The sequence below is a fragment of the Pedobacter heparinus genome (assembly GCF_032678725.1).
GTDB lineage: Bacteria > Bacteroidota > Bacteroidia > Sphingobacteriales > Sphingobacteriaceae > Pedobacter > Pedobacter heparinus_A.
Map to the genome: position 1 here is coordinate 342,153 of NZ_JAVTSC010000003.1, position 14,042 is coordinate 356,194.

The 14,042-nt window shown below is 42.8% G+C and carries 10 protein-coding genes; 3 read left to right on the forward strand and 7 right to left on the reverse strand.

Features of this window, described 5'->3' with window-relative positions:
• Position 1: 1 nt before the first annotated feature.
• Positions 2 to 1,312, reverse strand: a complete 1,311-nt coding sequence (locus tag R2Q85_RS06830) for a sialidase family protein (protein ID WP_316811004.1) — start codon at positions 1,310 to 1,312, stop codon at positions 2 to 4.
• Positions 1,313 to 1,695: 383 nt separating this feature from the next.
• On the opposite strand from R2Q85_RS06830, the gene R2Q85_RS06835 reads away from it, so the two are divergent.
• Positions 1,696 to 2,283: a DUF4230 domain-containing protein gene (locus R2Q85_RS06835; protein ID WP_316811005.1), complete on the forward strand. Its 588-nt coding sequence runs from the start codon at positions 1,696 to 1,698 to the stop codon at positions 2,281 to 2,283.
• Here R2Q85_RS06835 and holA read toward each other — a convergent pair.
• Positions 2,267 to 3,292 carry a DNA polymerase III subunit delta gene (holA, locus tag R2Q85_RS06840; RefSeq protein WP_316811006.1) on the reverse strand — a complete coding sequence of 342 codons (1,026 nt, stop codon included), beginning with the start codon at positions 3,290 to 3,292 and terminating at the stop codon, positions 2,267 to 2,269. The genes R2Q85_RS06835 and holA overlap by 17 nt on opposite strands.
• A gap of 45 nt (positions 3,293 to 3,337) precedes the next feature.
• Between holA and R2Q85_RS06845 the strand changes: the two genes are divergently transcribed.
• Positions 3,338 to 3,799: a type I restriction enzyme HsdR N-terminal domain-containing protein gene (locus R2Q85_RS06845; protein WP_316811007.1), complete on the forward strand. Its 462-nt coding sequence runs from the start codon at positions 3,338 to 3,340 to the stop codon at positions 3,797 to 3,799.
• Between the two features lie 118 nt (positions 3,800 to 3,917).
• Here the strand turns inward: R2Q85_RS06845 and R2Q85_RS06850 are convergent, their stop codons facing one another.
• The 3 genes from R2Q85_RS06850 to R2Q85_RS06860 are packed head-to-tail and all read right to left on the reverse strand — an operon-like array spanning position 3,918 to position 9,627.
• Positions 3,918 to 5,303 (reverse strand): efflux transporter outer membrane subunit, encoded by a 1,386-nt coding sequence (locus R2Q85_RS06850; RefSeq protein WP_316811008.1) that lies wholly within the window; start codon positions 5,301 to 5,303, stop codon positions 3,918 to 3,920.
• 13 nt (positions 5,304 to 5,316) lie between these two features.
• A complete protein-coding gene (locus R2Q85_RS06855) occupies positions 5,317 to 8,454 on the reverse strand; it encodes an efflux RND transporter permease subunit (RefSeq protein ID WP_316811009.1) in 3,138 nt (1,045 codons plus the stop codon).
• A 30-nt stretch (positions 8,455 to 8,484) separates the two neighbouring features.
• Positions 8,485 to 9,627, reverse strand: coding sequence for an efflux RND transporter periplasmic adaptor subunit (locus R2Q85_RS06860; protein WP_316811010.1), 1,143 nt, complete (start codon positions 9,625 to 9,627; stop codon positions 8,485 to 8,487).
• 250 nt (positions 9,628 to 9,877) lie between these two features.
• Here R2Q85_RS06860 and R2Q85_RS06865 point away from each other — a divergent pair, with 250 nt between their 5' ends.
• Positions 9,878 to 10,492: a metalloregulator ArsR/SmtB family transcription factor gene (locus tag R2Q85_RS06865; RefSeq protein ID WP_316811011.1), complete on the forward strand. Its 615-nt coding sequence runs from the start codon at positions 9,878 to 9,880 to the stop codon at positions 10,490 to 10,492.
• 10 nt (positions 10,493 to 10,502) lie between these two features.
• Here the strand turns inward: R2Q85_RS06865 and R2Q85_RS06870 are convergent, their stop codons facing one another.
• Entirely contained in the window at positions 10,503 to 11,576 is a 1,074-nt protein-coding gene (locus tag R2Q85_RS06870) for a PepSY-associated TM helix domain-containing protein (RefSeq protein ID WP_316811012.1), read from the reverse strand.
• Between the two features lie 3 nt (positions 11,577 to 11,579).
• A complete protein-coding gene (locus R2Q85_RS06875; RefSeq protein WP_316811013.1) occupies positions 11,580 to 13,931 on the reverse strand; it encodes a TonB-dependent receptor in 2,352 nt (783 codons plus the stop codon).
• Between the last annotated feature and the right edge of the window lie 111 nt (positions 13,932 to 14,042).

Below are 14,042 nucleotides of genomic sequence, written 5' to 3' on the forward strand. Positions count from 1 at the left end.
ATTAATTAATTGCAACACGCGTAATGACCCATTCCTGTGACTTATAAGCATTATAGGACCGTGGATAGGTGATGATGATCTCTTTGCTTTTCCGATCTTCCATCACGGAGAAATGTGAGATATCCAACCTTCCCCGTAGCTTATCCGTATCCTCCTGGGTATCTAAAACCAATACGCTGCTGCCGATCAATTTAAGATCTTTAGTATTCAGTTCCGCGCAGACCAGTGGCCATCTGGGTAGATTTCCTTTATTATTTTCGGGAGTTCTGTTGCCGATCCAAAAACATCGGCCGCTTGAATGTTTAAATAAAGTAGACATAGATGACGGAGAGAACAGTTCTTTTCCACCTTCAAAAGCAAGTGGTTCAGGCCTGGTCCAGCTTTTCCCTCCATTCTTTGAGACCGATAACCATTTATAACCTGGCAATGTATGACTCTTACCCCCTTTTTGCTCATTGCTGCCCCTCATTACCATGACCAAATGTCCATTTTTAAGTTCTATAACCGTCGGCTCGATCATTCCCCTGGTAGACCGTTTTGGATCTCCTATTATACGATCAGACATTTCCCAGGCAATTTTATTGTCTTTTGTCCAGCTACCGATCAATACAACTGCATCGGTGTAAGTATGGCCATTACCGGGGTTAAACAGTTCTCCATTCTCTCCCACTATCGTAGTTTGCGCAGGCACAAGGATTTTTCCCTTGTTGGTAACAAGTGGCTTTGATCCTCTATCTCCTACATATATGGAATTCTTTCCAATAAAAACACCGGGCAAAGGATTTTTTGCTGTAAAGTCACCCTTCTGAACAATGGGTTCATCAAACTTCCAGGTTTTACCCCCATCATCGGATATCTTGTACCTCAGGTAATAGGATTTTTGTGCTACAGGAGGTTCGCGGATGCCGGGATCCAGGTTTTCTAGATCTAAAGAATTAAACACCGTTAAAATCCGTCCATTGCGGGAATCGGATAGGGAGGCCACCAGATCTCTGCGAAAACCAAATGGAAGTCCCAAGGCAAAATTAGGTGTTATAGGTTTTTCTACCCAGCTTTCTCCATTATCCACAGAAATAAAGTCTCCCGAACGCAAGCTTAGTGCTTTGTGATCGGTGTATATACTTCCGTGGATATGCGGCATATCGCTGGTTACCTTTCTACTCACCATTCTTAATCCAGTTTGTTGCCCTACGGCATTCTGCGCAGGGAGGTCTGCAGCAAAAATGATCAGGCAAAGCGTACTGAAAGAAAATAAGGAGCTTCTACAGATGGTATGCAAATATGCCATGCAGGATAGGTAAGTATTGTTCATAATTTTAGAAGCTTATCGTACAGATTTAAAAAATGCCATTAATAAGCATTCATCCGATTGGATCTCAGGTTTGGTCATAATTATGGTCTGATCTCGTTAATTTGAATAAACTTCAAATTAACAAATTGGGTTTAGTTCGGTTACGTAACCGAAGATAATGAATTTTAGATTATTTGCAAATATTAATTTTAAATATAAAGAGTTTTTAGCAGCATGATTAGGGTAAACAATCGGTGTTACCAATCTTCCTATCGACTCTTTTGTTGCTCTGGTAAAATAATACCCTATAATGTTATATCTTACAATATTACAGGCATTAACAGAAACAAAGACAATTTATATTAAAACACAAAAACTGGTCTGTAAATTGGTAGCTTTAGAATATGATTAAGTTATTGAAAATATTAATTGTTGTAGCGGTTATCGGTGTCATCGCCTGGTTTATTGCGGCTAAATTCAGTTTAAAAACAACAGTAGAAAGCAAACATCAGCTTTTATTACACCGTGTAGAATCAATGGGTAAGCTGGAACTGGTAAAATACCGAATCAGTGATATCCTGGAACATAAAAACAAAACCCCGTTTTTACCTGAGGCCAGCGTATTGCTCATTATTAAGGCCGATGCAGTGGGCTGTATAGACCTGACCAGGCTCAAATCGGAAGACATACAGGTCTATGGAGATTCAGCAGTGATCCAGTTACCACAACCTGAAATTTGTTACATTAAAATAGACCATAAAGCTTCGCGTGTATACGATACAAAAATGGCATTTTTTAGAGAGGCTGATCTGGTGGATGAAGCTTATAAAAATGCAGAACAAAAAATTGCTGATGAAGTTCGCAAATCCGATATCCTGCAGCAAACCCGCGTAAATGCTTTAAATGTACTCAGACCTATTTTAACCGGTTTGGGTTTCAGCAAAATGACCTTGACTTTTGAAAACGTCGGAAAAATTAATGCAGCATTTTAAACAACAGTTCTTTTAGCAGTTCACCATCAGTGGTATTTCCTGTACTGTCTACGCCCTTGCTTTTCAGGTCATATTCCCTCAACAGGCTAATGATGTCGAAAGTTTTACCCAGGCTGTAACTGCGGGCTGCCATTTCAAAATCCTTAACAAAATAAGGGTTTACGCCGAGTTCCTTAGCAGCGTCACCCTTATTGGGCAGGTAATGGTATTTCAGTATTTTGGTAAAATAAGCACTCAGGTTAGCCATTACCATTACCATAGGATTGGCTTTTGGATTATCTCCAAAGTAATTGATGATCTGGTTACATTTCAATACATTTTTTACCGCCAGGGCTTTCTGCAGCTCAAACACATTGTACTCCTTGCTGATCCCTATATTTTTCTGAACAATATCTGTATCAATTGTAGTTTCCCTGCCAATGTTTAACAGCAATTTTTCCACCTCATTGGCTATTTTAGACAGATCGGCCCCCAAATATTCCGCCATCAGCGCTGATGCCTGCGGGGCGATCTTATATCCTTTCTCGTTAACCAGCTCATCAATCCACTGGGCCAGTTTATAATCGCGTACAAGATCCGACTGAAAAACCACCCCTTGCTTATCAATCGCCTTATAGATCTTTTTGCGCTTGTCGAAATTTGCATATTTATAGCCCAGCACCAGAATGGTACTTGACAAAGGTTTTTCAAAATAATTGAGTACAAATTCTGCCTGTTTGCTACTGCCCTCGGTTTCTTTGGCCCATTTTAAATCCTGCGCTTCTTTTACTACGATCAACTGGTAGTCAGACATCATCGGGTAACGTTTGGCGGCATTCATAATGGTAGCCATATCCGTATCCTTACCATACAAAATCGTTTGGTTGAAACCTTTTTCCATTTCATTCAGAATATGTTCTTCCATGTAATGAATGATCTGGTCTATGTAGTAAGGCTCTTCACCATGCAGCAGGTAAACAGGCTTAAACTTTCTTGCTTTGATGTCTTTAATTATGTCGGCTGCACTCATATGATGGTGTAAACTTAGATAAAAAATTTGTCTACTTTTGCACAAATGTCATTTATACCTGTCCCACTTAACCTGCCAGAATATCCCTTTAAAATCACCTTGAAGGAAGCCCGGCATTTTATATTTGATGAGGTGAGAAAAAAACACCTGGTATTGACGCCCGAAGAATGGGTAAGGCAGCATTTTATCCAATACCTGATCCTGGAAAAAAAATTCCCTAAATCTCTTATTCAGATAGAAGGCGGGCTTAACCTCAACCACTTGCAAAAAAGAACTGACATCGTGATTTTTAATACACATGGTGAAAGGATTATGGTCATCGAATGCAAAGCACCTGCAGTAAAGGTTACCCAGGCAGTTTTTGACCAGGCCGCCAGGTACAATTCGGTACACAAAACCAAATGGCTGGTAGTAACCAATGGCTTAAGGCATTGTTATGCCACTATAAATCATCAGGAACAACAGTTTGCATTTGTTCCAGAATTGCCGGAATACCGGATGCTTTAGTTATTTCTAAGAAAAATATCAAAATAAACCTGCTTGAAAGAAAATCTGGTTTCTCAGAGAAGTCCTGGCGTCTTTCCCGGTTCTTCACCGGGAATTATGCAGACTTCGAAGAGAACACCTAATTTTCAGCCCCTCCAAGAGATCGGTACAAAGCGATCACAGCCTGCCACTGCTGCAATTTATCATCAATATCTTCTAACTGGGCCACCAACAAATTCTGCTCAGAAGTCAACACATCCGTATAATTCGTTGCCGAACTGTAACGCAATAGCTTTTTGGTAAAATCCACTGATTTTTGAAGTGCTGCCAATTGTTTTATCCTGATTTCCTGTTGCGTTTTGGCCGTTTGATAGGCAAACAATGCATTTGACACCTCCTCCCCGGCTTTTAATAAAGATTGCTGGAAATTCAATGCCGCTTCCTGCTGTGTGGCTTGTGCAGTGGTCAGTCTCGCCCTGTTGGTACCCTTGTTAAAAATAGGCTGCACTATTCCTGCTGCAATATTGCCAAATAAGCCATCTGGTGTTAACCAGTCTTTTAAACTAAAGCTCGTGAACCCACCTGCAGCCGTAAGGTTAAGAGATGGATAAAATAGTTTTCGGGCAACGTTGGTCGCTTCGGAAGCCGCCATAAATGCATATTCGGCCTGTTTAACATCAGGGCGGTTCTGTAACAGCTGCGCCGGAACACCAGGCTTTAGATCCACCAAAAGCTTTTGATCATTTAATGATAGACGGCCGATGGCGGCTGATGGTTTAGCCAGCAATACATTCAGTGCATTTTCAGTTTCCCTGATCTGTTTCATTAAACGCGGTATAGCGACTTCGGCAGCATACTGACTGGCTTCACTTTGCACTTCAGCAGCACCATTAACCACATTGGCTGTTTTTAAAGCCTTCATGGTACGTACATCCGTTTTGCGGTTATCTACCGTTTGCTCCAAAATCAACAACTGCTGATCAAGGGCCAGCAAAGTAAAGTAACGACTGGCAATATCAGCAATCAGCTGAGTTTGTACGGCCCTGCGGGCTTCTTCAGTTTGTAATAAACCAGCTAATGCGCCACGTTTTGCACTTTTCAGCTTACCCCAAATGTCTGCTTCCCAGCTTGCAGTTAAACCCAGATCGTATTGGGTAGAAGAGTTGATAAGGCCGAATCCCTGTGGAAAAGCAAGTTTAGATTGTCTAATGCTCGCATTCCCATTCAAATCGGGCAAAAAGGCTGATTTACTTTGATGAAAATTTGCCCTTGCAGCATTAATTCGCTGCAAGGCAATTTTCAAGTCTATATTCTGGCTCAACCCTTCTGTAATCAATCCTGCAAGAAGTGTGTCTGTAAACAGCTTTTTCCAGTGTACCCTGGCCATATTGCTGGTATCAGCACCTTCCACGTCCCTGTACAGTCCATTGGTGTCAAGCTCAGGATGCTGACAGGGCTTTGATATCCTGCATGAAGCAAACGTTACCAATACCAGCATTAAACCTATATATGTATATGATTTCATGATATGTATACTTTTAAAATTCAATTTCAGTAGCTTTTGGTGTGCCGCTGATCTTTTCCTGTAAGGATTGAAAAACCACAAACAACACCGGGATTACAAATACCCCGAACACGGTTCCGATCAGCATCCCGCCGACGGCCGCAGTACCTATCGATCGGTTACTAATTGCTCCCGCACCCGTTGCAATCATCAAAGGGAGTAAACCAAAAATGAAGGCAAAAGATGTCATAAGGATAGGTCTTAACCTGGCCGTTGCCCCTGCTATGGCCGATTGCACCAGATTCCTACCACTTAATCTGTGCATCAGGGCAAACTCCACAATCAGGATCGCATTTTTCGCCAGCAAGCCAATCAGCATGATCAGACTGATTTGCAGGAAAATGTTATTATCGAGCCCAAATAAGCGGGCAAATAAAAATGCTCCGGCTAAACCGATCGGCAAAGACAACAGTACCGAAAAAGGCAGGATATAACTCTTATACTGGGCACTGAGCAGGAAATAAATGAACAGCAAACTCAGTATAAAGATCAGCAAGGTCTGATTTCCGCTCGAGAGTTCTTCCAGTGTCAAACCCGAAAATTCAAAGGTGTAACCCTGTGGTAAAGTTTGTGCAGCTACTTCCTGTATTGCTTTAATCGCATCACCAGAACTGTATCCCGGCTTAGGAGCACCATTTACCGCACCGGCTGTAAACAGGTTAAAGCGGTTGATGAACTCCGGTCCGTAGGTCTTCTTTAAAGTTATAAACGCTGATATCGGCGCCATTACACCATGCTCATTTCTGACAAAGATTTTGCTGATCGCTTCTTTATTAGCTCTTTGCTCCGCCTCTGCCTGTATCATCACCCGGTACTGTTTACCAAAGCGGTTAAAATCGGAGGCATAAATCCCGCCAAGATATCCTTGCAAAGTTCCCAAAACGGTACTCACGGCAACACCAGCCTCTTTACATTTGGCTACATTTATACTTACCTCGTATTGAGGAAAGCTGGTATTATAAGATGTGGCTGCATACATGATCTCCGGGCGTTGATTCAATGTCCCCATAAATTTACCGATCACCGCATCAAAAGCTTTATAACTTCCACCGGTTTTGTCCTGCAACTGGAATTCAAAACCATCATTATTACCAAAACCCTGTAAAGTAGGTGCGGCGAAAAAGATAATATTGGCCCCTTTAATATTTGCTGTTTTAGCAAACAGCTGACCAACAATAGACTTGATATCCTGACCTTCTTTAGCCCTTTCCTTCCATGGTTTCAGACGGATAAAAATAGCTGCATAAGAACTTCCTGTACCACTCATTAAGTCCATTCCCGCCAGTCTGGACGACAATTCTACTTCCGGAATCGAGCGCGCAATACTGTCAATCTGATTTGCGATCAGCTCTGTCCTTTCCAGCGAAGTTGCCGGTGGAAGAATGACGTTACCATAAATGGAACCGCTATCCTCGTTGGGCACAAAACCCGTCGGTGTGGTTTTAACCAAAAACCAGAACAGTACCGAAAACAGTGCAATACCTGCAAATGCAATCCACTTCCTGGCAACCAGGAAAACAACCGATTTCTTATACCTGGCAGTCATCGAAGTAAACGACGCATTAAAGCCATCATAAAACCGCTGCATAAAGCCTTTTTTAGGCTGGCCATGTGTAGCATGTGGCTTAAGCAATAAAGCGCATAGCGCAGGGCTTAACGTGAGCGCGTTTACAGCCGATATGATAATGGCAACGGCCAGGGTTAAACCAAACTGTTTGTAAAATACGCCAACCGATCCCGTCACAAATGTTACCGGCACAAATACCGCGGCCATAATTAAGGTAATGGAAATAATCGCCGAGCTGATCTCGCTCATGGCATGTATCGTGGCTTTCTTGGCCGATTTAGCCCCCTGGTCAAGTTTGGCATGTACGGCCTCTACCACCACAATGGCATCATCTACCACAATACCTATGGCCAGTACCAGCGCAAATAAGGTAAGCAGGTTAATGGTAAACCCAAACAATTTCAGGAAAAAGAAGGTTCCGATGATGGCTACAGGTACCGCAATAGCTGGTATCAATGTTGAACGAAAATCCTGAAGAAAAATGAACACCACAATAAACACCAGGATAAAAGCTTCAATGATCGTAAAGATCAGTTTGGAAATGGAAGCATCCAGAAACTCATTGGCATTGGCAAATACCCCTATTTTTACACCTTTCGGAAAACTCTTCTCTGCATCTTTCAATATCTTTTCACACTGCTTGATGATATCATGTGCATTGGAGCCAGAGGTTTGGCTAACTGCCACATAAGGCGATTCCTGTCCCTGTGCTGTCAAGGTACTGGAATAAGTGAAAGATCCCAGGTTAATCACAGCCACATCCTTCAATTTCAACACCTGTCCATTACCTACCGATTTCAGAATGATATTTTCAAATTCGGTAGCTTTTTCAAAACGACCAGTATACTTTAACGTATACTGAAAGCTCTGGTTACTGTTTTCACCAACTTTTCCCGGCGCGGCTTCAATGTTCTGCTCTGCGAGGGCATTTACAATATCAGCCGGAATAAGGCCATAGGCAGCCATGGCATCTGGTTTTAACCAGATCCGCATGCTGTAATCTTTACCGCCATAAACCTGTGCATCTCCAATCCCCTGGATCCTTTTGATCTGTGGGATGATGTTAATTTTCAGGTAATTGTCCAGGAACTTCTGATCGTATTTTCCGTCTTCGCTATACAGCAGAAAACTGAATACCTCACTATTTAGCCTTTTGCTGGTAGTAATCCCCATTTTAACCACCTCAGCAGGCAATAAACTGGTGGCCTTCGTAATCCGGTTCTGCACGTTAATGGCAGCCATATCAGGATCGGTTCCTTGTTTAAAATTAATGGTGATGCTGGCGCTACCGTCATTACTGGCCTTAGAGGTCATGTAAGTCATGTTTTCTACCCCATTGATCTGCTCTTCCAACGGAATAATTACACTTTTCATTACCACATCTGCACTGGCACCCTGGTAAGCCGTACTTACCTCAACTGCAGGCGGCGCAATATCCGGGTACTGGGATATGGGTAGGGAAAAGAGCCCCAGCAATCCCAGTATGACAATGATGATCGATATTACCGTAGATAATACCGGATTGTCTATAAACTTCTTTAACATTGTTATTTAAATATTTTGTATAAAATGTTTCTATTTTTTCGCTGCTGTAAGCTGTTGTGAAAGTACGGGCTTGATCCTGGTGCCGTCTGTCAGGCCACCCATGCCCTCAGTTACTACCCAATCGCCTGCATTCAGGCCCTTCTTCACCACGTAAAACTCACCGGAAGGGATATCCATGATCTCTATTTCAGTAACTTTTACCATTCCATTCTTATTTACTACCACAGCCATCAGCTTTTCCTGCATTTCATAAGTTGCCTTAGCCGGAATCAGCAAGGCATTTTTTACCTTCACAGGGATACGAATGGTAGCACTCGCCCCACTCCTGATCGTACCATCCGGATTCGAAAATCCTGCACGCAAATTCACTGCACCGGTTTCTGTATTGATCAATCCGCCAATGCTTTCCATATGCCCCTTTTCAGCATACTCAGTCCCGTTTGCCAACAAAAGGCTAACTGCAGGAAAATGTTTGAGTTTATCGTTCATGTTTTTCCCTGCAAAGCCTTCAGTAAAATCTAAAAACTGCTTCTCATTGAAAGAGAAATAAGCAAAAACACGGGCAATATTGGATACCGTAGTTAATGGCTGCGCTGAAGTGCTGCTTACCAGGCTGCCGGTCTTGTAAGGGATGCTGCCCACTACCCCATCGGCCGGACTACTAATGGCTGTGTATCCTAAGTTGGTACGCGCATTGATCAGGCCAGCCCTGGCCTGCGCCAGTACAGCTTCTTTAGCATGCAGGTTAAAGTTTGCCGATTTAAGCTCATAGTCACTTATTATGCCCTCTTTTACCAGCGGAAGCGTTTTTTCTACCTGCATTTTAGCAGTATTCACTTCAGCTTCCGCATTTTTAATAGCCGCCGCAGCGGTTCTTACTTCCTGCTCATATTGTGGTGCATTGATCCTGAACAACAACTGTCCTTTTTTTACAGCTGCCCCTTCATCCACAAAAATCTGCCCTACGAAACCGTCTATTTTAGGACGGATCTCTATGTTCTGCTGCCCTTCAAGAGTAGCCGGATATTCCGTATTGATCACTGCTTCCTGATGTTCAATCGTTGTTACAGGATATTCCTGAATAGTATCTTTCCCGGCTGTTTGCTGCTCCGGTGCGCAGGCCTGCATAAAAAATAGCAGGATTAATAATTGCAGTTGTATTATTGGTTTCATCGTATAAATTTTTGTTTTAAAATTTACCATCAAGCTTCCTTCACTCCTAAAAACACGCGGTTTTCAGGCAGTAGCCCTCATTAAAATGTTTACTGGAAACCCGCTAGGCCAGGTTAAATTAGCGTGCTCCGGTAGGCCAAGGAAATTACATTGCGCTGCATGGACAAATTATAATTCCTTGTATGCTTAAAAGTTGAACAAAGTTAGTACTTTTGTTAATAAAACAAGTTTTTACTTGTTTTATTAGATTATGAAGACAAATCGTTTTTTAATGTTGTTGAAGACACGAGGTGCTTTAACGGCGACTGAGATTTCTAAAGAACTGGGTATCACAACCGAAGGTGCCAGACTTCAACTGCTTAAGCTAATGGACGAAGGGTTGATCCAATCCAGTCAGGAATCCAAAGGTGTGGGCAGGCCAACGCTATACTTCGGTTTAACTGAGCTTGGCAATAAAGGATTTCCGGATACCCATGCCGAACTTACCGTTAAGCTGATCCAGCTGATGAAAGAAACACTTGGCGAGGAAGCACTGCAAACGGTGATATCGGCCGGAGAGCAAAAAGCCAAACAACGCTATCAACAGCAAATGAATCAAAACAGCGCTTTGGAAGACAGGGTCCGCACATTAGCGGAAATCAGAAGCAGAGAAGGCTATATGGCCGAATACAGCAAAGATGAGGAAGGTTACCTCCTGGTTGAAAACCATTGCCCCATTTGTGCCGCAGCACAGATTTGTCAGGGCTTTTGCATTTCAGAACTCAACACCTTTAAATTTGTATTAGGCGAAGATGTCAGCATTACCAGGGTAAGTCACATTATTGCTGGCGACAGAAGATGTGCTTATAGAATTGTTTCTGTATGATGATAGAAAATCAGCGTTTGCGTTTTTTCTTCAGCCAGATCAATAAGCCCGTAATGGGAAGACTTGCCGAAATCAACGCTGCCAGGCAAGCCAAAATCTTGCCAGACAAACCGAATAAACGGCCAGTATGCAGATCATAATTGGTAGCTTCAATAAGGTCGGCACCATTAAATTCTTTGTACAATTTTGCCCGCAGCAGCTGTCCGCTGGCTTCATCAAAGAAAAAAGTATTTTGATTGCGGGCCCATCGATAGGGATAGATCAATCTTAAGCGAAGTTCTCCGCCCTTTCTAACCGAGAAACTGGTTAAAACCGCTCCCGGGTATTGAAGTGAAATATTTTTGTAAATTGTATTGTAGCGCATAGCTAAGGGCTCAATTACAGCCGGCTTAACCGATTGCTGTGCTTTGCCATTGCTGAGTTTAGACCCGGTAAAAAAACTTGCAGCAGTTTTCACTTCCTTAAAAGCAAAAAACAAACCTGTCACTGAGATCACGATGAGGATCCAGGAAGCATAAAAGCCAAGCACATTGTGCAGGTCATAATTTACCCTTTTAAACGAGCCTTTCCATTTGATACTGAGCGACTGCTTCAGCAACCTCATCTGGCGCGGAAACCACAATATCCATCCGCTGATCAGCATGAGTACAAATACCACAACTGCCCAGCGTTGAATAAATTTACCGGTTTCGCCCATCAGTAAGGTCATATGGATCTCTTCCACTGTATCCAGCCAGTCGTGCCCTCCCTTGTAAACCAGGGTCCCATCATAAGGATTAAAATAAAAAATCTTGTTTTTAGATGCGATCTCTACCGTTGCATTTGGGATGTAGTTGCTGATCCTGATCACCGTGAGCTTTTCTTTACCAGCCGCTTTTTCAAAGCTGGCAATTACTTTATCCAGCCCTACAAATGGCTTTTGCTGCAGCGGAACATAAAGTCGTGCTTGTTGTGTAGCCTCCCTGATCTCTTCTTCAAAAACGTACAGACAGCCGGTAATACTCACCACAAATACAATGAGACCGGTGCCCAGGCCCAGCCACAAATGTATTTGTCTGATGATATTTTTAAATTTTTTGAACATCAATTAAAAGGCGTAACCAACCGAAAGGTTAAACCTGCGGCCATTGCCCCTTACATAATTAATACCACTGCCATAAAACTGCGATATGCTTGGATAATAAGTTTTATTCATCAGGTTTTCTATACCCAGGTTAACTTTCAGGGCCGGGATGAACTGATAGGTAGCGGCAAGATTGAACAAATCAAAAGCCTCAACAGGCCCCTCGCCTATCAGGTATTTACCACTCGCATTGGTCTTAAAACGATCCCGGCTGCCGATACGCATCCAGTTTACATCAATAACCAGGTTTTTAACTCCTGAATATTTAACATAGCCTGTTGTTTTTGATGGCGGGATACGGGTCGTATTTAAATAAACATCAGCTGGCCCATCAAATTTACCATCATCATCAACATCCCCTTTACCTTCAACCTTAGCGTAGTTACCCCCTATTGCCAGATCTTGCAGCAACTGATAATCAGCCTGAATTTCATAACCATAAACCCTTTCAGGAATTCGCTGTGAAATGTATTTTCCGTTAACTTCCAGCAAATTAGCCCCCAATTTAGAGGTACTGTAATAATAAGCCGCACTTAAATTAAACTTACCAATGCTGCTGCTAAAACCACCTTCGTAATTATTTACAATGATCGGTTTGGTTTCCAGCTGCGATAAGGTATTGCTTTCCGCTGCCCTGAGTACCCTGCCCAATTCAAATACAGAGAACGACTGTGCATAGCTGATGAAAGGGTTAAACAATTTAAATTTAGAATAGCGCGCTCCTGCATTAAATACAAATGCATTGTAGTTCAAGGTACCACCCTGCACAGCTATGCTCCCAGCACCATTTGCCCCGGTTGCCAGGGTATTAAAATCATCCACATCAATGTTAATATTCTCCACTCTTGCCCCGGCTTTCAGGGTCAGGTCTGTAAATAAATTTGCCGATGCCTGGAAATAAGGGGCAAAGTTAACCATGTTCATTTTTGGCACCCAACTCCTGCCATCAACCAGGTTTTGTGCAGTATTATCGTTCATCAGGTCTAATCCATAATTCAATTGCATGGGAACAACAGGGCTGATCCTGAATGGGGTGTTTAAGCTAACGCGGGCACCCTTTTTAGTAGAAGTAATGGCCGATTGTCCGCCTTCATAGAAAGATGTGGAGTTGGAATAAATGGTGTAGAAATCCTGGTAATAAAGATTAGCGGTTAAATCTGTGCTGCCAAATATTTGCTGACTGCTGTATTGCAGGTTGGCATTATGGTTAAAACGGGTACCCTCGTCTACACCCGGTCTGTTTCCTGCTACCCCTATAGCTGGAGATTCTCCGTAAACCCCTGCTTTGGTAACATACCTGGAATCCTGCCTGGAGCTGAAGTAATTGTACATCAGTTCCAATCTTTGTTTGGGAGTGATGTCGTAACCGATTTTGGCAAAACCATTATAGGATTTGGTTTCCCCAAGGCCGTATTCCGGCGAGATCACAAGACTTTCCGCGTCGCGGAACACACCTGTTTTTTCAAACATACCACTCAGGATATAATCGAATTTTTTCGCTTTTCCATAAAATTGCTGGGTTGCCCGGTAACCGACGGTACTGTCTCCTTCAAGATTACCAGTTAAGCCAACCTGCGAGTAGCCCCCAAATTTTTTCCCGGTGTTTGCCTTTTTGGTAATGTAGTTGATCAAACCGCCCTCTGCACCGTTCCCGTAAATAGCCGTTGCACCTTTGATCACCTCAACCCGCTCAATCACCGATGGATCTATGCTCCTGATGTCCCTTCCTCCTGCTCTCAAAGGCGTGGATTGCGGGATTCCATCTATCAGTACCAGTACATTTCTGCCACGCAGAGTTTGCCCGGAGTTACCCGTCTGGTTGGTTGATGCACCAAGCCCAGGTACGCTATAAGAAAGGATATTGGCAATATTTGGACTGATGACCGACTGTGTTGAAATATCTTTTGCCGTAAGCACGGTAACTGATGAAGGTGTCTGCGCTAATGATTCAGCGCGTCTGCTGGCAGAAACAATGACTTCCTTCAGATCGGCATTGGCCTCATCCAATGTAAAATCGATTGTTGAAACCTGATCAGCAATTACCATTACCTGCTGCTCCTGAGTTTTATAACCGGTAATAGATACCCTGATGGTTTGATTTCCTGCCGGTACTCCGGTTAACGTAAAATTCCCGGACTTATCGGAAGTGCTTTTTATTTTCATCCCCTTAAGCTGAATATTTGCAAAGGGAACCGTATGTTTCAACGAGTCTGTAACTGTGCCGCTAATGCTGCCATTGCCATTTTGGGCAAGGATAACCAGCGGAGTGATGAATAGGAAGAACGCGAGGACAATACTTACCGGTATATATTTCATTTAATTTATCTTTCTGCGCGCAAATATATGGTTATTTAGATTTAATAAAAATAAAAAAAATAACCATTATGTTCTGCGGATGCATGATTCCAATTTTTCCTGTAGAAAATT

What these genes read in the sequence shown, in the direction of transcription:
- R2Q85_RS06830 (WP_316811004.1), bottom strand. Translation starts at nt 1,312, where the DNA reads ATGAACAATACTTACCTATCCTGCATGGCATATTTGCATACCATCTGT.
- R2Q85_RS06835 (WP_316811005.1), top strand. Translation starts at nt 1,696, where the DNA reads ATGATTAAGTTATTGAAAATATTAATTGTTGTAGCGGTTATCGGTGTC.
- holA (WP_316811006.1), bottom strand. Translation starts at nt 3,292, where the DNA reads ATGAGTGCAGCCGACATAATTAAAGACATCAAAGCAAGAAAGTTTAAG.
- R2Q85_RS06845 (WP_316811007.1), top strand. Translation starts at nt 3,338, where the DNA reads ATGTCATTTATACCTGTCCCACTTAACCTGCCAGAATATCCCTTTAAA.
- R2Q85_RS06850 (WP_316811008.1), bottom strand. Translation starts at nt 5,303, where the DNA reads ATGAAATCATATACATATATAGGTTTAATGCTGGTATTGGTAACGTTT.
- R2Q85_RS06855 (WP_316811009.1), bottom strand. Translation starts at nt 8,454, where the DNA reads ATGTTAAAGAAGTTTATAGACAATCCGGTATTATCTACGGTAATATCG.
- R2Q85_RS06860 (WP_316811010.1), bottom strand. Translation starts at nt 9,627, where the DNA reads ATGAAACCAATAATACAACTGCAATTATTAATCCTGCTATTTTTTATG.
- R2Q85_RS06865 (WP_316811011.1), top strand. Translation starts at nt 9,878, where the DNA reads ATGAAGACAAATCGTTTTTTAATGTTGTTGAAGACACGAGGTGCTTTA.
- R2Q85_RS06870 (WP_316811012.1), bottom strand. Translation starts at nt 11,576, where the DNA reads ATGTTCAAAAAATTTAAAAATATCATCAGACAAATACATTTGTGGCTG.
- R2Q85_RS06875 (WP_316811013.1), bottom strand. Translation starts at nt 13,931, where the DNA reads ATGAAATATATACCGGTAAGTATTGTCCTCGCGTTCTTCCTATTCATC.